This window comes from Pseudogemmobacter faecipullorum, from assembly GCF_020539525.1.
Taxonomy (GTDB): Bacteria; Pseudomonadota; Alphaproteobacteria; order Rhodobacterales; family Rhodobacteraceae; genus Pseudogemmobacter; species Pseudogemmobacter faecipullorum.
This window is the reverse complement of the sequence record NZ_JACDXX010000003.1, coordinates 47,882-69,178: the sequence shown is the minus strand read 5'-3', so window position 1 is coordinate 69,178 and position 21,297 is coordinate 47,882. Positions and strand designations below refer to the sequence as shown.

The window sequence follows — 21,297 nt, the reverse complement described above, 5'->3', positions numbered from 1 at the left end:
CACCGTCTGGCCCCGCCGCTTCCTGTCCGCCTTAATCCCGAAAGATTCTGTATGTCTCTGTTCAGAACCCCTCTTCTCGGCGCCTCTGCGCTCACCCTTGCTCTGGCAATACCCTGTTTTGCCGAGACCCCTTTCACCGCGCCGGTTGATTTTACCGGCCGGGTCACGGCCGCCGCGCGCGAACGCGGTACCCCGATCTATAAAGGGGGCCCGGTGGTGATCAGTGGTGAAGGGCTGATCCCGGGCCAGACCGTCGATCTGCTGCGCGGCAGTGTTACGCTTAATGGCGAGGCGCCGCTGCTGGTCGATGCCGAGGGTAAATTCAGCTTCGAGCTCACCCTTGACGAAACGGCTGCCACCGGGCGGCAGCCCATTCTGGTGGTGACCGAAAACCCCGCCAGCGCTGAGGTGATCACCATGAAAATCTCGCCGGAAGTGCCGGTGGCAGGGGCGGAGAATTTTGACATTTCCAGCGGCCCGGTCACCCGCGGCCTCTACCAGGTCGCCTGGTCCGGGGCCTCGGATGCGGTCTTTGTCACTTCGGCCGTCGGCCGCCCGCCGGTGAGGCAATCCGCCCTGACCAAGCTTGATGCCCAGAGCCTGGAAGTGCTGGCCCAGATCTCGCCCGAAGCCGCCCCGGCGGCGGAAGATGGCAGTGAGGCCGGTCTCTTCGCCCTTTATGGCATTGCCGTCGATGATGTGAATGGCATGGTCTGGGTCACCAATACCCGCCAGAATACCCTCGCTGTCTATGCCCAGGCCGATCTGCGGCTGGTAAAGCAGTTCCCGCCGGGCAGCGCCAATCATGCCCGCGATGTCGTGCTGGATCAGGCGGGGGGCCGGGCCTATGTCGCCGCCACCCGTACCGGCAATATCGAGGTGTTTGACACCAGAACGCTTGAGCAGCTCGAGCCGATCAGCCTGACCTCGGGCAAGCGCGGCGGCGCATATTCGGCCATGGCGCTGGATATTGATCCGGTCGCGGGCGTGCTGGTCAATGTCTCGATGTCGACCGACGAGCTGGCGGTGATCGATCTGAAAACCGGCGAGGCCAAAGTCATCGCATTGCCGGGCGCAAAAGCCGCTTCGGGCGTGGCCTATGATGCGCAGGAGGGCCTTGCCTTCGTGGTCTCGCAGCATTCGGATAATCTGCTGATCGTCGATGTGGCAAAAGGCGAGGTCATTGCCGATGTCGCCGTCGGCGCGCAGCCGCTGAACGTGACCTTCGAGCCGAAAACCCGCCTCGCCTATGTCGCCAATCGCGGCTCGGGCACGATTGCGGTGGTCGATACCAAAGGCGCGATCGTCGCCAATATCGAGGCAGGCTCGATGACCAATCAGCTGCGCGCCGATGGTCAGGGCCGGGTCTGGGCGGTGAACAAGGCGCGGGGCGAGAATGATCCGCTCGGGGATCAGATCTGGCGTCTGCAGGCAAAGACCGAATAAACCCGCGACATAAATCCGCGACGGTCTAAAGTTTACAGCCTCTGCCCGGCCTGGTCCGGGCAGAGGGATTTTCACACAGGGCTTGCGGCAATGGCACCGAGCGCCGATGACTATATCCGCTCGGTCGCCTGGCCGGATCACTTCCATGCCTGGCAGGACCCGGTGCATCTGGCAGTGGTGATGGCGGCGGCGATCCCCTGGCCAATATCAACCGGCTTTCGGTGCCCGAGGCTGCGCGGCAATTGCTGGCGCCCCTGCCCGCCGGGGCAGCGCGCGAAACGCTTAAGGATATGGCCTGCAATCAAAGCCTGCGCAGCGATATCTTTACCCGGCCGGGCCCGGCCCTGCCACCGCCAGCCCATCCCGATCTGCTCAATGCGTTTCTGTGGCAATTGCTTCCCGGGGCCGCGCTGCCGGCTGATGGCCTCTTTCCCACGAAAACCGGCCCGGTCGGCAGCGCCCCTGAAACCGGCAGAGCGCTGTTCTCGGCGCTGGCGCGCAGGTCGCAGCGCTTTGCCGGTCTGCTGGCGCTGCCAGCCTTTCGCTGCCGCCCTGCGCTGCTGAATGAATTCCTGCAGCTGTTCCTCGCCATGGCTCTCGCCCATCCGGTTTTCCCCGGCTATGACCCCGCCGCCGCTGCAAGGCTGAACCGGGTGCTGCAAAGCGGCAGCGGCAAGCCCCCGGCCCTTGCCGAAGCCTTTATCGCCTCGGGTCTGTAATATCTCCTCGGTTCTGAGCCCGGGTCTGTAACCAGCCGGACCCCGGCCCGCCACCTGCCCGCCAGGCCCCTGCCCGCCATCGCCCCTGCCCGCCATGGCCCCATGTGATCCGCCGCGCCCGCCGTCCCGGGCCGGCGGTTTTGGCATTCTCAGTCAGCCGCCGATCCGCCCACAGCACAGGGTCAGCCGGATGGTCGGCGGCACCCCCTCCGGCAAGGGCGGCGAATTATCCCCGCACCTGCCGCCCGCCTGGCCTTATTGCCGCGCAGGTGATCTGTTACAGCAGCTTATCGCGGCATGTATTTTTTTCTGACTGAAGGCTGACCATGAAGATTTCGGACGATCGCATGTTATTCTCGGCGAGCGATCTGACGCGCTTTATCGGCTGCGCCCATGCGACCTCTCTCGATCTGCTGCAGCTCTGCGATCTCGCCACCCTGCCCGATCCGCCTGCAATCCCCGGGGCTGAGGCCAGAAAGCAAGGTGCCAGCTGTGAGCGGATTTTCCCCGAAGGGCCGCAAGCGGCAGGCCGGGTGATCATTGCCATCACCGGCGAAGAGCCGGGCGATGATTCGCAGGTCACCCGCGAGGCGCTGCGCCGCGGTGCGGATCTGGTGCTGCGTGCGGTGTTTCTCTGCGGCAACTGGAGCGGCCAGGCCGATGAGCTTCATCTGGTCGCGACCCCGCCCGGGCAGGAGGGCTTCAGCTATGAGCCGGCCCGCTATATCACCAGCGCCGCTCCCACGGCGGCGGATGTCACCGAACTGCTGCTCCTGAGCGATCTTCTGGCCGAAGAGCAGGGATATCTGCCTGAATTTGCACATTTTCTCTCGCCCGACGGCAGGCATCACTGCCTGCGCGTCAGCGCGTATATCCATTACATCCGCCATGCCCGCGACCGGTTTGAGCTTTTTGTCGACCAGGCCCAGATCACCCGGCCCCGGCCCTGCGCCGCCTGTGCCAGCTGCAGCTGGGAAGCGAGCTGCACCGCCCAGCTCACACGCGAGGACAGCCTGTGCACCCTGCCGCAGATCAGCCGCGCCGAGGTGAAAAAGCTCGAAGCGGCGGGGATCAGCACTGCTGCCGCTCTGGCCCGCCATGACGGTCCCCTGCCCGGGCTGAGCGCGGCCACTCAGGCGCGTCTGAGCGCCAGCGCAAGGCTGCAGCAGGCCAGGGCGCGCGGCATTCCCGGCTATGAGCTACGCCCGCCGGTCCCGGGCCGGGGCTTTGATCTGCTGCCCGAACCATGCCCGGGCGATCTGTTCTATCAAAGCGGGATCAGCCCCGGCCGCGGGCTGGTGCATCTGCTGCAAAGCGGCGGCCAATCCTGGCGCTTTGCCCCGGCCGGGGACGAGGAGGGGGCAGAGGACGGGGCAGAGACCGAGGATGGGGCCAGTGCCCTGAGCGCTTTGCTGGATTTCCTGCGCCGGCACAGCGCGGCCCATCCCGGTGCCAAACTCTGTTATTTCGGCGCGGCAGAGCTGGCACAGCTGCGCGACTGCGCCAGCCGCCATGGCTCTGGTGAGGCCCTGCTCGACCGTCTCGCCCGCGAGCGGCGGCTGGTCGATCTGGCGCGGGTGCTGCGCGGCGCGGTGATCAGCTCGGAGCCCGGCGACAGCCCCTCTGGCCTCGCCCCGTTCTGGGGCAAAGACCCGGCAGAGGCGGCAAAAGATCCGGCGGCTGCCGCAATGGCGCTGCGCGACTGGCTGACCAGGATCCGCCCCGAAGCCCCCTGGCCCGCCCCGGCGCCGGAAGCGGCAGAGAAAGAGGCCAGCGAGGAAGAAGACATGCTCGCGCTGCGCCGGCTGCTCGAAGCCTCAGAGCTGCCGCCCGAGCGCCAGGCCTTGCTGTTCAACCTCGGCCTGTTCCATCAGCGCGAGGTCAAACCGGCGCAATGGGCGGTGTTTGACTCCACCAGCCGCGATGACGAGGCTTTGCTGGAAGATCTCGACTGCCTCGCCGGTCTGCAGGCCTGTGGCCCGGTTGAGCCCTTTAAACGCTCGCTTTTGCGCCAGTACCGCTTCCCGCCCCAGGAGAGCAAACTGCGCCAGGGGAAAAAGGCCACGGTGCCGGTGGCGGGCGGCGCCCCGGCCGGGGTGACGATTCACGAACTTGACCGGCGCGCGCACCGGGTCACGCTCAAGGTCGGCGCCGGCAAGGCCGCCCTGCTCGCGGATCAGCTGTCGCTGCATCCCGACTGGCCGGTCGATAGCAAGGTGATTGCCGATGCTTTGCGCGATGTGATTGCCGATCAGTGCGGGCCGCGCCGCTACCGTGCCGTCGATGATCTTTTGTCGCGCCGCCCGCCGCGGCTGAGCAGCGGAGCGCTGCGCCAGCCCACAGAGCTGGTCGGGGATACGATTGCCGCCATCACCGCGATGGAGGACAGCCTGCTGCCGGTCCAGGGCCCGCCCGGCACCGGCAAGACCTATGTCACCGCCCGGGCGATCCTCGCTTTGCTGCGCAAAGGCGCGAGGATCGGCGTCAGCTCGAACAGCCATGAGGCGATCCGCAATCTGATGATGGGCTGCCTCGGCGCGATGGAGGCCGAGGATCTGCCGCTGGGCTTTGATCTGATCCATAAGACCGCGGGCGAGGCGGATGGCTATCCCGAGGGCTGCGCCGTGCGCCGCACCAGCAGCAATGACGAGGCCGCTGCCGGGCCGCATCTGGTCGGCGCCACCGCCTGGTTCTTCGCCCGCGCGGAAAATATCCAGGCCTTTGACTGGCTTTTCGTCGATGAGGCCGGCCAGGTCGGGCTGGCCAATATGGCCGCGATGGGCCGGGCGGCGCGTAATATCGTACTGGTCGGCGATCCGCGCCAGCTGCCCCAGGTGATCCAGGGCAGCCATCCCGAACCGGCGGGCCTGTCCTGCCTCGACTGGCTGCTCGGCGATCAGGTCACCGTGCCGCCCGGGCGCGGTATCCTTTTACCGCTGTCGCGCCGCATGCATCCTGCGATCTGCAGCTATATTTCGGAACAGGTCTATGAGAACCGCCTGACCAGCCATGCCGATGCCGCGCGCCAGGCGGTCACCGGCACCGCTTTCCCCGAAGCCGGCGTGTTCTGGTGCCCGGTGGCGCATCAGGGCAATACCCAGATCGCCAGCGAGGAGGTCAGCGCCATTGCCGCTGCGGTGCAGGCCCTGCTCGGCGGCAGCTGGCGCAATAAAGAGGGGCGCCTGCGCTCGCTGCGCCCTGCGGATATTATCGTCGTCGCGCCCTATAATGCCCAGGTCAATGCTCTGCGCGAGGCTTTGCCCGAGCAGGTCCGGGTCGGCACAGTCGATAAATTCCAGGGCCAGGAAGCGCCGGTCTGCCTCGTGTCTATGACCGCTTCCTCGGCTGAAGAGACCTCACGCGGGATGGAGTTTCTGCTGTCGCTGAACCGCATCAATGTCGCGGTGTCGCGCGCCAAAGCCCTGGCCCTGGTCTTTGGTGCGCCTGGCCTGCGCGAAAGCGCCTGTGAGACCCCGGCACAGATGCGCCTCGTCAATAGCCTCTGCGCTTTGCCTGATCTGCCGGGCCGGGCCTGATCAGACCGGGCCCGCCAGGCTTCTGCCTTCTGCTCTGTCCGGCCCGGGACGCGACGCGCCCGGCAAAATGAAGCCAGGTAAGACGAGGCCCGGTAAGATCAGGCCCGGTAAAACGCAGCCAGATAAAACGAAACCGGGCTGCAAAGATGCAGCCCGGTCTGATCAGGATTCAGGCTGGCTCAGAGCTTGCCGGCATTCCAGAACAGGGTCTCGCCCGAACTGTCATCAACCCCGTCATTATCGGTGATGATCCAGGCATTGCCCTCATGATCAAAGGCCAGACCCTCAACCTTATCAACCACATAGCCATTGGTCAGCGCTTTCAGCTCGGGGATCAGATCGCGCATTTCCTCTTTCGCCACCAGCGGCAGGGGCTCGCCTGGCTGCACCGGCTGCAGATCCGCAAGCTTCACCCGGAAGATCTTTTTCACCTTCGCCTGATCGCCGATCAGATTGTCGCGCTCGATGACATAGGCATAATCGCCATGAACGGTCAGCTCCGACAGGCCCATCCAGCCCTCGCCCTTTTCCTCGAGCGGATAGGCCACCGCGCCCCATTCCTCGCTTGCAAGATTATAGGAGAGCAGTTTCACCTGGCCCTTCACATCATCGCCCCATTCACGCTGCATCGCCAGCCAGAGCGTATCACCGACCTTCGCAATCCCTTCGGCGCCAAAGCGGGTCTGATGCGCCAGCAGCTCAACCGGCAGCGAGATCTCGCGTTTAATCTCGCCCTGTCCGTTCACCTGCAGGATGGCATGGGGCACCAGCTTTTCGGCATTGCCCTCACTGGCCAGCCAGAAGCCACCCTCGCCATCCGAAGTCAGCCCCTCGATATCGAGCTTCTGCGCCGCCTGGCCGCCACGGGTGATCAGGGTCTGGCCGATGATCTGCGCCGGGCTTTGGGTGATGTCGATCTCATAGATCGAGGGCATAGCGCTATAGACGCTGTCCGAGGCGGCGAAGAGACGGCCCTCGCGCCCTTCGACCGAGGCCAGCGCACCAAGCGCGCCCCAGCCGATCAGCCGATCCGCCCCTTTCGAGCTCAGCATCGGATAGGCCGGGGCCGCATCCGACAATTCATAGATCATGACATGGGCGCGTGCCGCGCCATCCTCGCCCAGATCGGCCTCATTAGCGGTGACCAGCAGATTGCGCGCCGGGATCGCCACCGCGCCTTCGGGCGAAATGCCCGAGGGCAGCAGCTGGGTCAGCTTCGGCGCGGCAAGGTCGGTGACATCATAGACCGCCGCAACCGAGCCCCGCTCGGACAGAACGAAGAGATAGGGCACATCGCCGAAACGGGCGAATTCCATACCCTCGATCTCGACCCCTTTGGATTTTGAGCGTTTTTCCGGGTAGTGGCCGATCTCAGCAATCGCATGTTCCAGGCTGTTGCCCGCATCGTAAACCACGGTGCCGTCTTTTTTCCAGATGGTGAAGCCGCGCGAGCCGCCCTTCCAGTCGCCCTCATTGGAGGTGGCGAAGTGATCGGCATCAACCCATTTCACCGCATCCGGCTCGCGCGGGATCGGGTCGGTCGTGGTGGTGAAATCGAGCCTGCCATCGGTTTTGCTGTCGACATTTTCCAGCACCACTGCCCCGGCCGGGAAATGATGCGCGACCGCGCCATCAGCACCGATCACCACGATATGGTTATTTTCCTGCAAAGTGACGACGATCTCGCCTGCGCCGTTAATATCGACGAATTCCGGCTCGGGATCCTCGCCGCCAACCTCTGCCAGCCCGGTCAGATCGATCTTCTGCAGGCTGGCGCAATCAGCCTCGCCCTGCAGCAGTGGCAGTTTCACCACATAGCCCGCTGGCATCTGCGGCAGACCGCCATCGCCTGCCTCCTCGTCGCGCTCATTCTCGATCGCCACCGCAAGGAAGCTGCCATCGGGGGCAACGGCCACCGAATCCGGCTGCCCGCCCAGATCGCAGCTGGCAACCTGCTGTGCCGTCGCCATATCGATCACCGCGAGATGGCCCGAGGGGCTGGTATAGCTTTCTGAGGTATTCACCCCGACAAAGGCCTTGCCGCCGATGATATGCGCCGTGGTCGGCTCACCCTTAAGCGCGACATTTCCCAGCGGTTTCGGTGCCCTGGCATCCGAAATATCGATCAGCCCGACCACGCCCAGCGGGCTGTCGGTATAGATCAGCACATTGCCATCCTCTGAGACCGAGATGATTTCAGCCGAAGTCTCGCGCGCTTTATCCTCGCCCCCGGCCATATTGGCTGCGACCGGGAAAGAGGCGATGCGGTTGAAACTGTCAGCAAGCGCGGGGCTGGCGAGCAGGGCCAGGGCGGATGCGGCAGAAAGCAGACGTGCGGTCATAATATTCCCTCAGGCGGTTCCTGGGGAGGGCCCTAAGACATCTTTGCAACAGGGATGTGTCACTCTGGCCGCCTGATCGCCGCCAGCCGCGGGACCGCCTCCCGCCCGGGCGGCCGGGGCGCGGCAGAAGGGCCGGATCAGGTCTTGCACCCTGGCCGCCCTGCCCGGCGATATTGGCGGATCAGCGGCTGCTTTTGCTTTGCCGCCTTATGTCTTCGGGAAAGCGCCCGGGAAAAGCGGGCCAGAAATCCTGGCGCGATGCCGGAAGACGGGTAATCCTCCCCATGGTTAAGGTGCTGCAGAAGTAGGATTTTCTCGTGAGCCGTGAGCTGAGGAGATTCGAATGAGAAAGAGCCGTTTCACGGAACCGCAGATCATGGCTGTGCTTCGCCAGGCTGAGAGCGGTGTGGCCGTGCCTGAACTTTGCCGTGAGCATGGGATCAGCACGGCGAGCTTCTGCAAATGGCGCTCGAAATATGGCGGCATGGATGTCGGGCCACGCGAACGCCACCGGTTCGAGTGACCGATGGCCGCCAGTTCCGGCTGCTAACGTGCCGGACGACTTCAGCCGCGAAGGCCCGGGCTCGAGGTCGACTTCTCGCGCCCGGCCGAGCGGGTCGTCCGGTCGCTGAACCGGATCATCGAGTGGCGCGGTAAACCTCGGGCTATACGAGTGGATAATGGTCCGGAATACATCAGCTCTACGCTGATGATCCGGGCCGAGAAGCAGGGCATCGCCCTGAACAATATCCGGCCCGGGAAGCCCCAGCAGAACGCTTATGTCGAACGATACAACAGAACGGTCCGGCATGAATGGCTGGACCGCTGCATCTTTGAAACCATCGAGGAGGCGCAGGAGGTCGCAACCGACTGGCTATGAACTTACAACAATGAGCGCCCCAACATGGGTATCGGCGGCATCACACCCGCCCGGAAACTACAGATGACTGCCTGAAGTCTGCTTCTGCAACCCGTTAAAACGGGGAGGATTACCCCTGCCTCTTTGCTGCATGATTTGATACTTTACAACACATCAAATCATGCATTCCCAGAGCCCGCCGCATTCAGAGCCCGCCGGCGCAATTCCCTTTTGTCCGGGCCTGTGCGACACAGGGCCATGGCGCGCACGATCCTTCTGAACAAACCCTTCGACATGCTCTGTCAGTTTACCGACCTGAAGAGCCCCTCGCCCCGCCCGACCCTTTCGGCGGTGCTCGATGTGCCGGATGTCTATCCGGCCGGGCGGCTTGACCGCGATTCCGAGGGGCTGGTACTGCTGACCGATGATGGTCGCCTGCAGGCGCGGATCGCGGATCCGAAGCATAAGACCGAAAAGACCTATTACGCCCAGGTCGAGGGCCTGCCCGATGCGAGGGCGATTGAGGCTTTGCAACAGGGCGTGATGCTGAAAGACGGCATGACCCTGCCCGCCCGGGCGCGGATGGTCGGGGCGCCCGCCTGGCTCTGGCCGCGCAATCCGCCGATCCGGGTGCGCCAGTCCATCCCCGACGCCTGGATCGAGCTGACGATCCGTGAGGGGCGCAACCGCCAGGTGCGGCGCATGACCGCTGCCATCGGCCATCCGACGCTGCGGCTGATCCGCTGGCGCATCGGGAGCTGGACGCTGGAGGGGCTTACCCCGGGAGACTGGCGCCAGATCTGAGCGCCACACGGCTTTGTGACCGAAACAACTTCGCCCCTCGCCGCGCCCCGGGAGCGGGGATAGGAAGGGTTATGGACAAGCACAGCACCGAACAGACGGGATCAGACAGCCTTTCCGGCTTTCTCTATGCCCTCGCCGCCTATGTGATCTGGGGCATGCTGCCCCTTTATATGAATGCGCTTAAAGCGGTCTCGCCGCTGGAAGTGCTGGTACACCGGGCTTTGTGGTCGGTGCCGGTCTCGCTGCTGGTACTGGCCTGGCTGGGCCGCACCGCCGATCTGCGCGCCGCCTTCCGCTCGCCGCGCACGCTCGCCATGAGCATGATCTGCGCCCTGCTGATCACCTCAAACTGGCTGACCTATGTGATCGCCGTGACCACCGGCCATGCGCTGGATGCGGCGCTTGGCTATTATATCAACCCCTTGTTCTCGATCCTGCTCGGCTCCGTGCTGCTGGGCGAGCGGCTGCGCGGCGTGCAATGGCTGGCACTGGCGCTGGTGGCGATCGGCGTGGCGATCCTGACCTGGGAGAATGGCCGGCTGCCGCTGGTCGGGCTGATGCTGACGCTGACCTGGGCCTTCTATGCCTATTTCAAAAAGAGCCTGCCCATCGGCCCGAACCAGGGCTTTGCGCTGGAAGTGCTGCTGGTCATGCCCTTTGCCCTTGCGCTGCTGGTCTGGCTGATGCTCAGCGGGCGGGGCATTGCTTTTGGCACCGGACCGGGATGGCAGTCTTTGCTGCTGTTCCTGCTTGGCATTGTGACGGCGGTGCCGCTGATGCTTTACGCCAATGGGGCCAAGAAGCTGCGGCTGACCACCATCGCGCTGATGCAATATATCTCACCCACCATGATCTTCCTGATCGCGGTCTTCGTGTTTGACGAGCCTTTCAGCCAGACCAAGCTGGTGGCCTTCGGCTTTATCTGGGCAGCGCTGGTGATCTATTCGCTGAGCAGCCTCGGCCGCAGCCGGGGCTGAGACCAGAGATCTGAGTGCTTGAAGCCGCGAGAGCGCCCCGCAGCATGGCGCGCGGCCGGGCTTAATGCCCCGCCGCCGCCGGTTTACCGCGCAGTTTTGCCAGCACCGGCCCGATCACCTTCAGCGCCACCGGGATGAGCAAAAGCCCGAAGATCAGCCCGAAAATGCCGTCAAACAAAGCGGTGACCGCCCAGCTGACAAAGCCCATTGCCGTGCCGACCTGCAAAGCCACGGCTTCGGCGATATGATGGATGGTCTGATAGGGCCAGGACCAGATCCCGGTCACATCCAGCCCATGCAGCACGATATTGCCACCCACCCAGAGCATGGCCGCGGTGCCGATCACCGAAAGCAGTTTCAGCAGCACCGGCACGAAATGCACCAGACCACGGCCAAAGCTGCGCCCGACGCCGGTCCGGCCGGTCTCGGCAATATAAAGCCCCATATCGTCGAGCTTTACGATTACCGCCACCACACCATAGACCAGCGCCGTAACCAGCACTGCCACAACCGCCAGGGTGATGCCCTGCATCCACAGGCTGTTGCTCTCGATCACCGAAAGCGACAGGGTCATGATCTCGGCCGAGAGGATGAAATCGGTCTTGATCGCGCCCGCGACGCGCTCCTCCTCCAGCCGCAGCGGATCGCCGGTGCTCATATCGGCCGCGATCTGCCCCTCATCATGCGGGAAAAGCGCATGCCAGATCTTTTCGGCACCCTCAAAGCACAGATAGGCACCACCCAGCATCAGCAGATAAGGAATGACATCAGGCAGGAAGCTCTCGAGCAGCATCAGCGCCGGCAGCAGGATCACCATCTTATTGAAGATCGAGCCGCGCGCGATACGCCAGATGATCGGCAGCTCGCGGCTGGCCTGGAAACCGGTGACATATTTTGGCGTCACCGCCGCATCATCGATCAGCACCCCCATCGCCTTGGTGCCGGCCTTTGCCGCATTGGCGGCAATATCATCCACCGAAGCCGCCGCGATTTTGGCAATCGCGGAAACATCATCCAGAAGCGCCAGAAGTCCGCTCATCCATCAACCCTTTACCTGTCAGAACCGCTGCCGGATCTGAACCCATGTTCGAAATGACAGGAAGGGAATCGGCGCGCCGACGCAAGCCTTTCGCCATATCCTGCCGCCGGCCCGGCAGGCTTCACCCCCGGAGCTGTTACCGCAAACGGGCCGACCGATAGCGCAAGCAGATAGCGCAAACATGGTGAGTTTGCGCTAACAAGCTGAAATCATGTCGTTTTTCATCTGTTCACCCGGGTATTGAGCCGCTAGCACCAGGGTCAACGCGCATGACCGGAGCTGAGCCCAATGACGATCACCGTCGGTATCAACGGATTTGGCCGCATCGGCCGCTGCACCCTCGCCCATATCGCCGAATCGAACCGCAATGATGTTCAGGTGGTGGCGATCAATGCGACCGGCCCGATTGAGACCAATGCCCATCTGCTGAAATATGACTCGGTGCATGGCCGCTTCCCCGGTACGGTGAAGGTTGAGGGCAATTCGCTCGATCTCGGCCGTGGCCCGATGCGGGTGATGTCGACCTATAATCCCGATGAACTGGACTGGGAGGGCGTCGATGTCGTTCTCGAATGCACCGGCAAATTCAACAACCGTGAGGCCGCCGCCGTGCATCTTGGCCGTGGCGCCAAGCGGGTGCTGGTTTCGGCCCCGGCGAAGAATGTCGACAAGACCGTGGTTTACGGCGTGAACCACCGCGCCCTGACCGCCGAGCATCTGGTGGTCTCGAACGGCTCCTGCACCACCAACTGCCTCGCGCCGCTGGCCAAGGTGCTCAATGATGCGATCGGCATTGAATCGGGCATCATGACCACGATCCACAGCTATACCGGCGATCAGCCGACGCTGGACCGGCGCCATTCCGATCTCTACCGCGCCCGCTCGGCGGCGATGGCGATGATCCCGACCTCGACCGGCGCGGCGAAAGCGCTTGGCGAGGTGCTGCCCGAGCTGAAGGGCAAGCTGGACGGCTCGGCGATCCGTGTGCCGACCCCCAATGTCTCGGCGGTTGATCTGACCTTCATCGCCGCGAAATCGGTGACCGAGGCCGAGGTGAATGAGATCGTGCGCGAAGCCGCCCAGGGCTATATGGGTATGGTGCTTGCCTATGATCCCGAGCCGAAAGTATCGATCGACTTCAACCATACGCCGCATTCCTCTATCTTCGCGCCCGATCAGACCAAGGTCGTCGGCCGTTCGGTGCGGGTGCTGGCCTGGTATGATAATGAATGGGGCTTCTCCTGCCGCATGGCCGATGTGGCAGGTGTGATGGGTCGCCTCGCCAGCTGAGAGGGTCGCGCGTCCTGCCGCCTCCCCTGAACCGGAGTGCCGCGCGTGACCGACCGCATCGCAATCTGTCTGTTTGTGCTTCTGGTCCTCGCGGCCGGTATGGATCTGCTCCTCAATGAGGCGCAGATCCTTTTGTTTCTGCCCCGCAAATTCCTCGATCTGGTGGCCTGGGTACAATTCTGGCGCCGATAGACTGCGTGACGCATTGCAATCTGTGCTATTCTGGGGTTGTTAGCGCTATCAAGCGGCGCTGCCGCCGGGCTGGCCCCGGTGTGCCTGCGTTTCAACCGTTGCCCCGGAGGTACAGAGCATGGTCGTCAAAGTCGCTATCAACGGATTTGGCCGAATTGGCCGCAACATCCTGCGCGCCATTATCGAATCGGGTCGCACCGATATTCAGGTGATCGCGCTGAATGATCTGGGCCCGGTCGAGACCAATGCCCATCTGCTGCGCTTCGATTCGGTGCATGGCCGCTTCCCCGCCGAAGTCACCACCGGCCCGGACTGGATCGATGTCGGCCGTGGCCCGATCCGGGTCACCGCTTTGCGTAACCCGGCAGAACTGCCCTGGTCTGATGTTGACGTGGTGCTCGAATGCACCGGCATCTTCACCTCAAAAGAAAAATGCCTCGCCCATCTCGAGAATGGCGCGAAACGCGTGCTGATCTCGGCCCCGGGCGAAGGCGCAGACAAGACCATCGTCTACGGCGTCAACCATGACACGCTGACCGCTGAGGATCTGATCGTCTCGAATGCCAGCTGCACCACCAACTGCCTCTCGCCGGTGGCCAAGGTGATCCATGATGCCATTGGCATCGAAAAAGGCATGATGACCACGATCCACAGCTATACCGGCGACCAGCCGACGCTGGACACGATGCATAAGGATCTCTACCGCGCCCGCGCGGCGGCCTTGTCGATGATCCCGACCTCGACCGGCGCGGCCAAGGCGGTGGGCCTGGTGCTGCCCGAACTCAAAGGCAGGCTCGACGGTTTCGCCATCCGCGTGCCGACCCCGAATGTCTCGGTCGTCGATCTGAAATTCGTCGCGAAACGCGCCACCAGCGTCGAAGAGATCAATACTGCGATCCGGGCGGCGGCTGACGGCCCGCTGAAAGGCATTCTCGGCTATACGCCCTATGCCAATGTCTCGGCCGATTTTAACCACGATCCGCATTCTTCGATCCTGCATCTCGATCAGACCAAGGTGATGGATGGCACGATGTGCTCGGTGCTGTCCTGGTATGATAATGAATGGGGCTTCTCGAACCGTATGGCGGATACCGCCGTGGCGATGGGCAAGCTGATCTGAGCCCCGATCCGGTACAAAAAAGGGGGGCGGTTTGACCGCCCCCCTTTTTTAATGCCTGCCGTGCTCTTCCCGGGGGAGGCAGATGGCCTCAGCCGAGTTTCGCGCTCAGCGCCTTTGCCACATCGGCGGGCACGAATTTGGAAATATCGCCGCCGAGCCGGGCAATCTCTTTCACCAGTTTCGAAGCAATGGCCTGACGCCGGGCATCGGCCATCATGAATACCGTCTCGACCGTGTCATCGAGCGCCCGGTTCATACCAACCATCTGAAACTCATATTCAAAATCCGCCACCGCGCGCAGGCCGCGGATGATCACACTGGCGCCGACATCGCGGGCGCAGTCGATCAGCAGGTTTTCAAACGGATGAACCACAATCTCACCGCCGGTCTTTGCGGTGATGGCATCGCATTCGGCGCGCAGCATCGCCACCCGCTCTTCCAGAGTGAACAAAGGCCCCTTATCGCGGTTGATCGCCACGCCGATCACCAGCCGGTCCACCAGCGCCATAGCGCGCTGAATGATATCAATATGGCCGAGCGTTACCGGGTCAAATGTCCCCGGATAAAGACCGATGCGCATGAAGTCCTCCCTCAGCCAACTCTGCCCGCCGGCTGCTTCTCGCGCGCACGCAACAATATTGCCTGCCGCTGTGCAAGGCCAAATCGTCCGCGCGGGCCAGCCGTTTTTTACCGCCGGCCCGGCTGCAGAACCCCTGGGCCTAATGGCCCATAATCATCCCTTCCAGCGCGGCTTTCTCCGCCGAAAGCTCCTGGAGGCGGGCTTTGACCACATCGCCAAGGGTGACCATGGCGACGATCTGGCCCTGCTCGATCACCGGCATATGGCGAAAGCGCCCCTCGGTCATCCGGCTCATCACATCGGTGTTTTTATCGCCGCTGGTGCAGGTGACCAGTTTCGCCGTCATCATCTCATCGACGCGCCGCGTCAGACTTTCCGGCCCGTTGCGGCCCAGTTCGCGCACGATATCGCGCTCGGACAGAATGCCGAGCGCTTTCTTCCCATCGGTTGAGACGATCAGGGCACCGATCCGGCGCTCGGACAGCAGCACCGCCGCCTCGGCCACCGTCTTATCCGGAGCGATGGTGTAAACCCCTGGTGCCTTGGTTTTCAGAATCTGACTGACAAGCATTGGCTCCTCCCGGCTACACACTGTCTGTCAGCAGAAGCGTCAGGCAGAGCAGGCCAGCCTGTCAAGCCCCGGCTCTTCAACCACCTGTTCCCGTGGCCTTTTCATGCCGTGCCATCTCGGCCCGGGTTTCGCGCACTAAAGCCGCGGCAAAGCGGTTCAGCCGGGCCACCCGACCGTCATCCGCATGGCGGATCAGCCAGAAGCTCCGGGTGAGACCTATCTCATCGGGCAGGATCTGCCGCAGTTCAGGCGCCTGGGGAAGGGCGAAATCATGCACCACCCCGACCCCTGCCCCCTGGCGCAGAAAATTCAGCTGCACCGAGACCGAATTAGACGAAAGTATGACCGGCGGCGCGCCCAGCTCGGCCAGATAATCCAGTTCCTTGTCGAAAATCAGATCGGGAATATAGCCGACGAATCGCAGCCCCTGCAGATCGGCCCGGCTTTCAGGCCGGCCATGCGCCTGCAGCCAGGCCTCGGAAGCGGCCAGAACCAGCCGGTAATCGACCAGCTTCTGCACCGTCAGCCGCCCGGTTTCGGGCCGCGAGACACCGATCGCCATATCGGCCTCGCGCTTGGACAGGTTGAACACCCGCGGCAGGGCAACCAGCTGGATCTCGAGCCCCGGATTGGCGGCGCAGAGCCGGGTGATCACCTGGGGCAAAAGGTAATTGGCGCAGCCATCCGGCGCGCCCAGCCGGATCAGCCCGGTCAGCCCGCCCTCGCCCCGGTCCTGGTGCGAGGCCACCTCGCCCGCCGCCTGAAACGCCGCCTCGGCGCGTTCGGCATGGGGCAGCAGCCGCTCGCCTGCGGCCAGCAGCTGATAGCCCTGGGGGCTGCGGGCAAACAGGCGCTGGCCCAGCCCCTCCTCCAGCCGCGAGATCCGCCGCCCCACCGTGGCCGCGTCGATCTTCAGCCTTTTGCCCGCCGCCGAGAGGCTTTCCTCGCGCGCCACCTCAAGGAAAATGCGCAGATCATCCCAGTCCATCCCGCCTCCTTTTGCATAAATGCAAAACACATCTGAGGTTTTGCCGCTTTGATCCGCATTTACGCAATAGTAAAACAATCCGGAACAGAATTCTGGGAGGTTTCCTCATGCAAAAGATTGGTCACTGGATCGACGGCAAAATGGTTGACGGCACTTCGGGCCGCTTTGCCGAAGTCTTCAACCCCGCCACCGGCGAAAAGCAGGCCGAGCTGGCGCTCGCCACCCCGGCCGAGCTGAATGCGGCGATTGCCTCGGCTGAGAAAGCCCAGGTGAAATGGGCGGCGACCAACCCGCAGCGCCGCGCCCGCGTCTTCATGGCCTTTGGCGCGCTGATCAACCGCGATATGGAAATTCTCGCCGAGATGGTGTCGCGCGAGCATGGCAAGACCATTCCGGATGCGCGCGGCGATATCCAGCGCGGTCTGGAAGTGGTTGAGGTCTGCATGGGTCTTCCGGCCCAGCTGAAAGGTGAATTCACCGACAGCGCCGGCCCGGGCATCGATCTTTATGCCATGCGTCAGGCGCTCGGCGTTGTGGCCGGCATCACCCCCTTCAACTTCCCGGCGATGATCCCCCTGTGGAAAATGGCCCCCGCCATTGCTTCGGGCAATGCGATGATCCTCAAGCCTTCCGAGCGCTGCCCCTCGACCGCGCTGCATCTGGCCAAACTGTTCCAGGAAGCCGGCCTGCCGGACGGCGTGCTGCAGGTGGTGAACGGCGATAAAGAGATCGTCGATGCGATCCTTGATCACGACACCATTCAGGCGGTCGGCTTCGTCGGCTCGACCCCGATCGCGCAATATATCTATGGCCGCGCCGCCACCAATGGCAAGCGCGCGCAATGCTTCGGCGGCGCGAAGAACCATATGATCATCATGCCCGATGCCGATCTCGACAAGGCTGCAGACGCGCTGATCGGCGCAGGCTATGGCGCGGCGGGCGAGCGCTGCATGGCGATCTCGGTTGCGGTTCCGGTCGGCCAGAAAACCGCTGACGCGCTGATCGAAAAGCTGGTGCCGCGCATCGAAAAGCTGAAAGTCGGCCCCTATACCGCTGGCGAAGACGTTGATTTCGGGCCGGTGATCACCGCCGCCTCGGCCGCGCGCATCAAGGGCCTGATCGACTCGGGCGTTGAGCAGGGTGCCGATCTGGTGGTCGATGGCCGCGATTTCAAACTGCAGGGCTATGAGAACGGCTTCTTCGTCGGTGCCACGCTGTTTGACAATGTCACCGCCGATATGGAGATCTATAAGCAGGAGATCTTCGGCCCGGTGCTCTGCCAGGTGCGCGCTGAAAGCTATGAAGAGGCGCTGAACCTCGTCATGGAAAATGAATTCGGCAATGGCACCGCGATCTATACCGCGGATGGCGACACCGCCCGCGATTTCGCCAGCCGCGTCAATGTCGGCATGGTCGGCATCAACTTCCCGATCCCGGTGCCGCTGAGCTATTACTCCTTCGGCGGCTGGAAGAAATCGGCCTTTGGCGACCTGAACCAATATGGTCCGGATGCGTTCAAATTCTACACCAAGACCAAGACCGTGACCGCGCGCTGGTTCTCGGGCATCAAAGACGGTGCCGCGCTGAACTTCAAAGCCATGGACTGATCAGCAGCTGTTGCGGGGGGCAATCCCCCCGCAACCTGCCCGCAATCTTTGTCAGAGGCCGCCTTCGGGCGGCCTTTTTCATCCGCCGGGCTCCAGGCCGGGCTGCAGACAGAAAAAGGGCCGCGGCAAAGATGCACGCGACCCTTTTATTCAGCTTTTTCTATGGCTTACTCGTTGGCTTCGACCACCATCAGATCGCGGACCGAAGCGCCGCGCGCATGTACCAGCGCCGCCTGATAGGCCTCGGAATGATAGCAGGCCACCGCGGTTTCGAGATCGGGGAACAGCACCACGACATTGCGGGCGCGGTCATTACCTTCCAGCTGCACATAGCGGGTGGCCCGGGCGAGGAATTTCCCGCCATGGGCCGCAATTGCCGGTCCGGCGGCCTGCGCGTAAAGCGCATAGGCCTCGGGGTTAGTTACTTCGATATGTCCGATCCAATAGGCCTGCGGCATTATTTACCCCTGAAGAATGGCTTCGGCCGCAGCAATGGCTGCCTCGGCACCTGAAATATCATTGCCCCCGGCCTGGGCCATATCGGGGCGGCCACCGCCGCCTTTGCCGCCCATGGCCGCCGCCGCCGCCTTGACCAGATCCACCGCCGAAACCCGGGCGGTCATATCCTGGGTCACACCGGCGGCCACAGCCGGTTTCGCGCCGGTATCGGCGATCAGCACCACCGCACCCGAGCCGATCCGGCCCTTCATCTCATCGATCATCGCCGGAAGATCCTTGCCCGAGACGCCTTTAAGCACCTGAGCAATCAGCTTCACCCCGTTGATTTCCTTGGCTTCCGGGCCAGCAGCCCCACCACCGCCCATCGCCAGTTCGCGGCGCAGGGTTGCAACTTCATTGGCCAGCTGGCGACGTTCTTCGGCCAGCGCCTTAACGCGTTCGACCACTTCGCCCACCGGCGCTTTCAGCGCCGCAGCCAGCTCGGCCAGACGGGCATCCTGGGCGCGCAGATGCGCCAGCGCCAGCTCACCGGTCAGCGCCTCAATCCGGCGCACACCGGCCGAGGAGGCGCTGTCGCCGAGCAGAACGAAGGCACCGATATCGCCGGTACGCGCCACATGGGTGCCGCCGCACAGCTCGAGGCTATAGGTCTGACCGTCCGTCCCCTTGCCCGAGCCTTCGAGACGGCCCATTGAGACCACGCGCACCTCATCGCCGTATTTCTCACCGAACAAAGCCTGGGCGCCGATGGCGCGGGCATCATCCGGGGTCATGATCCGGGTTTCAACCGGGGTATTCTGGCGGATATAGGCGTTCACATCGGCCTCAACCTTCGCCAGCTCGGCCGCGCTCAGCCCCTGCGAATGCGAGAAGTCAAAGCGCAGACGCTCGGGTGCGTTCAGCGAGCCCTTCTGCGCCACATGATCGCCAAGCGCCTCGCGCAGAGCCTCATGCAGCAGATGGGTGGCCGAGTGATTGGCGCGGATCGCGGCGCGGCGGCTATGCTCAACCTGCAGACGCGCGGCCTGGCCTTTCGAGATCGTGCCCTCGGTGACGGTGCCGTTATGGATGAACAGCCCCGCCGCCTTTTTGGTATCGGTGATGCGCACCAGCGCGCTTTCGGTGCGGATCTCGCCGGTATCGCCGACCTGGCCACCGGATTCGCCGTAGAATGGCGTCTGGCTGACCACGATCTGCACCTCCTGGCCTTCGCCGGCCGAAGTGACCTCGCCGCCGCCTGCCACCAGGGCCTGGATCACGCCCTCGGCTTTTTCGGTCTCATAGCCGAGGAATTCGCTGGCGCCATGTTCTTCGGCCAGTTCGAACCAGATTTTGGCATCGCTCGCTTCGCCCGAACCGGACCAGGCGGCGCGCGCCTTGGCCTTTTGCTCGGCCATTGCGGCATCAAAGCCCTCGGTATCGACGGCCCGGCCCTTTTCGCGCAAAGCGTCCTGGGTCAGATCGAGCGGGAAACCATAGGTGTCATAAAGTTTGAACGCCGCCGCGCCCGGCAGGTTTTCCCCTTCCGGCAGCTGTGCCAGCTCTTCGTCGAGCAGCTTCAGCCCGCGCTCAAGCGTCTGGCCGAATTTGCTTTCTTCCAGCTTCAGCGTCTCTTCGATCAGGCTTTGCGCGCGCACCAGCTCGGGGTAAGCGCCGCCCATCTGCTGCACCAGCGCCGGAACCAGGCGGTGCATGACCGGGTCTTTCGCCCCCAGCATATTCGCATGACGCGCGGCGCGGCGCAGAATGCGGCGCAACACATAGCCACGGCCATCGGCCGAGGGCATCACGCCATCGGCGATCAGGAAAGCGGTCGAGCGCAGATGGTCGGCGATCACCCGGTGATGCACCTTGCCCGGGCCATCGGGGTCCGAGGAGGTGACATTGGCCGAGGCCTCGATCAGCGCGCGCATCAGATCGGTGTCGTAATTGTCATGCTTGCCCTGCAAAAGCGCGCCGATCCGCTCCAGCCCCATGCCGGTATCGATCGACTGCATCTCGAGCGGGCGCATCGTGCCATCCTCGAACTGCTCATTTTGCATGAAGACGTTGTTCCAGATCTCGATGAACCGGTCGCCATCCTCATCGGCCGAGCCGGGCGGACCGCCCCAGATATGTTCGCCATGGTCGTAGAAAATTTCGGTGCAGGGGCCGCAGGGGCCGGTCGGTCCCATGCGCCAGAAATTGTCATCCGAGGCGATGCGGATGATGCGGTCATCCTTCAGGCCCGAGACCTTTTTCCAGATATCCGCCGCCTCGTCATCGGTATGATAGACGGTGACCAGCAGCTTGTCTTTCGCAAGGCCGAAATCTCTGGTCAGCAGCTCCCAGGCGAAGCTGATCGCCTGTTCCTTGAAATAATCGCCAAAGGAGAAATTGCCCATCATCTCGAAGAAAGTGTGATGGCGGGCGGTATAGCCGACATTGTCGAGATCGTTATGCTTGCCGCCGGCGCGCACACATTTCTGCGCAGTGGTGGCGCGTTTGTAATCGCGGGTCTCGGCGCCGGTGAACAGGTTCTTGAACTGCACCATGCCCGAATTGGTAAACATCAGCGTCGGATCATTGCGCGGCACCAGAGGCGAGCTTTCCACCACACGGTGGTCATTCCTTTTAAAGTAATCAAGGAATGTAGAGCGGATGTCGTTGAGCGACGCCATGGCCGGGCCTCTTTCGCGCAGATGATCTGAGTTCGGCCTTCCCTGTACCCCTGCCGCCTGCCCCTGTCCAGCATGATGCAGCCGGATGGAAAATCAGCCTAAAAAAAG

Annotated in this window: 16 protein-coding genes and 1 pseudogene; 10 read left to right on the top strand and 7 right to left on the bottom strand. The window is 63.2% G+C overall.

What is annotated here, in order from left to right:
• The first annotated feature begins 51 nt into the window (after positions 1-51).
• The 3 genes from H0485_RS03875 to H0485_RS03865 all read left to right on the top strand — a co-directional run bounded on the left by H0485_RS03875 (position 52) and on the right by H0485_RS03865 (position 5,701).
• Positions 52-1,446, top strand: a complete 1,395-nt coding sequence (locus H0485_RS03875) for a YncE family protein (protein WP_226934052.1) — start codon at positions 52-54, stop codon at positions 1,444-1,446.
• A gap of 290 nt (positions 1,447-1,736) precedes the next feature.
• Positions 1,737-2,165, top strand: a complete 429-nt coding sequence (locus H0485_RS03870) for a hypothetical protein (RefSeq protein WP_435531471.1) — start codon at positions 1,737-1,739, stop codon at positions 2,163-2,165.
• A gap of 326 nt (positions 2,166-2,491) precedes the next feature.
• A complete protein-coding gene (locus H0485_RS03865; protein WP_226934051.1) occupies positions 2,492-5,701 on the top strand; it encodes a bifunctional RecB family nuclease/DEAD/DEAH box helicase in 3,210 nt (1,069 codons plus the stop codon).
• A gap of 179 nt (positions 5,702-5,880) precedes the next feature.
• On the opposite strand, the gene H0485_RS03860 is transcribed toward H0485_RS03865, so the two are convergent.
• Positions 5,881-8,043: an esterase-like activity of phytase family protein gene (locus H0485_RS03860; protein ID WP_226934050.1), complete on the bottom strand. Its 2,163-nt coding sequence runs from the start codon at positions 8,041-8,043 to the stop codon at positions 5,881-5,883.
• 343 nt (positions 8,044-8,386) lie between these two features.
• Here H0485_RS03860 and H0485_RS03855 point away from each other — a divergent pair.
• From H0485_RS03855 to rarD, 3 genes and pseudogenes are all read left to right on the top strand, one after another.
• A pseudogene (locus H0485_RS03855) lies at positions 8,387-8,998 on the top strand (integrase core domain-containing protein).
• A 162-nt stretch (positions 8,999-9,160) separates the two neighbouring features.
• Positions 9,161-9,706: a pseudouridine synthase gene (locus H0485_RS03850; RefSeq protein ID WP_226934049.1), complete on the top strand. Its 546-nt coding sequence runs from the start codon at positions 9,161-9,163 to the stop codon at positions 9,704-9,706.
• 71 nt (positions 9,707-9,777) lie between these two features.
• The gene (gene rarD, locus H0485_RS03845; RefSeq protein WP_226934048.1) at positions 9,778-10,683 is read left to right on the top strand and encodes an EamA family transporter RarD; all 906 of its coding nucleotides are present in this window, start codon (positions 9,778-9,780) and stop codon (positions 10,681-10,683) included.
• A 61-nt stretch (positions 10,684-10,744) separates the two neighbouring features.
• Here rarD and H0485_RS03840 read toward each other — a convergent pair whose 3' ends face one another.
• On the bottom strand, positions 10,745-11,722 hold the full coding sequence (locus H0485_RS03840; protein WP_226934047.1) for a DUF808 domain-containing protein: 978 nt from the start codon (positions 11,720-11,722) through the stop codon (positions 10,745-10,747).
• Positions 11,723-12,010: 288 nt separating this feature from the next.
• Here H0485_RS03840 and gap (H0485_RS03835) point away from each other — a divergent pair, with 288 nt between their 5' ends.
• The 3 genes from gap (H0485_RS03835) to gap (H0485_RS03825) all read left to right on the top strand — a co-directional run bounded on the left by gap (H0485_RS03835) (position 12,011) and on the right by gap (H0485_RS03825) (position 14,324).
• On the top strand, positions 12,011-13,012 hold the full coding sequence (gap, locus tag H0485_RS03835) for a type I glyceraldehyde-3-phosphate dehydrogenase (RefSeq protein WP_226934046.1): 1,002 nt from the start codon (positions 12,011-12,013) through the stop codon (positions 13,010-13,012).
• Between the two features lie 45 nt (positions 13,013-13,057).
• A complete protein-coding gene (locus H0485_RS03830) occupies positions 13,058-13,204 on the top strand; it encodes a hypothetical protein (RefSeq protein WP_226934045.1) in 147 nt (48 codons plus the stop codon).
• 118 nt (positions 13,205-13,322) lie between these two features.
• On the top strand, positions 13,323-14,324 hold the full coding sequence (gap, locus tag H0485_RS03825; protein ID WP_226934044.1) for a type I glyceraldehyde-3-phosphate dehydrogenase: 1,002 nt from the start codon (positions 13,323-13,325) through the stop codon (positions 14,322-14,324).
• An 88-nt stretch (positions 14,325-14,412) separates the two neighbouring features.
• Here gap (H0485_RS03825) and coaD read toward each other — a convergent pair whose 3' ends face one another.
• From coaD to H0485_RS03810, 3 genes are all read right to left on the bottom strand, one after another.
• The gene (gene coaD / locus H0485_RS03820; RefSeq protein WP_226934043.1) at positions 14,413-14,904 is read right to left on the bottom strand and encodes a pantetheine-phosphate adenylyltransferase; all 492 of its coding nucleotides are present in this window, start codon (positions 14,902-14,904) and stop codon (positions 14,413-14,415) included.
• 139 nt (positions 14,905-15,043) lie between these two features.
• On the bottom strand, positions 15,044-15,475 hold the full coding sequence (locus tag H0485_RS03815; protein ID WP_226934042.1) for a CBS domain-containing protein: 432 nt from the start codon (positions 15,473-15,475) through the stop codon (positions 15,044-15,046).
• A gap of 76 nt (positions 15,476-15,551) precedes the next feature.
• Complete coding sequence (locus H0485_RS03810; protein ID WP_226934041.1) at positions 15,552-16,463, bottom strand: LysR family transcriptional regulator; 912 nt, start codon at positions 16,461-16,463, stop codon at positions 15,552-15,554.
• 107 nt (positions 16,464-16,570) lie between these two features.
• Here H0485_RS03810 and H0485_RS03805 point away from each other — a divergent pair, with 107 nt between their 5' ends.
• Positions 16,571-18,070: a CoA-acylating methylmalonate-semialdehyde dehydrogenase gene (locus tag H0485_RS03805; RefSeq protein WP_226934040.1), complete on the top strand. Its 1,500-nt coding sequence runs from the start codon at positions 16,571-16,573 to the stop codon at positions 18,068-18,070.
• Between the two features lie 167 nt (positions 18,071-18,237).
• On the opposite strand, the gene H0485_RS03800 is transcribed toward H0485_RS03805, so the two are convergent.
• Complete coding sequence (locus H0485_RS03800; RefSeq protein ID WP_226934039.1) at positions 18,238-18,528, bottom strand: DUF1330 domain-containing protein; 291 nt, start codon at positions 18,526-18,528, stop codon at positions 18,238-18,240.
• A 3-nt stretch (positions 18,529-18,531) separates the two neighbouring features.
• Complete coding sequence (gene alaS, locus H0485_RS03795; RefSeq protein ID WP_226934038.1) at positions 18,532-21,189, bottom strand: alanine--tRNA ligase; 2,658 nt, start codon at positions 21,187-21,189, stop codon at positions 18,532-18,534.
• Positions 21,190-21,297 lie beyond the last annotated feature (108 nt).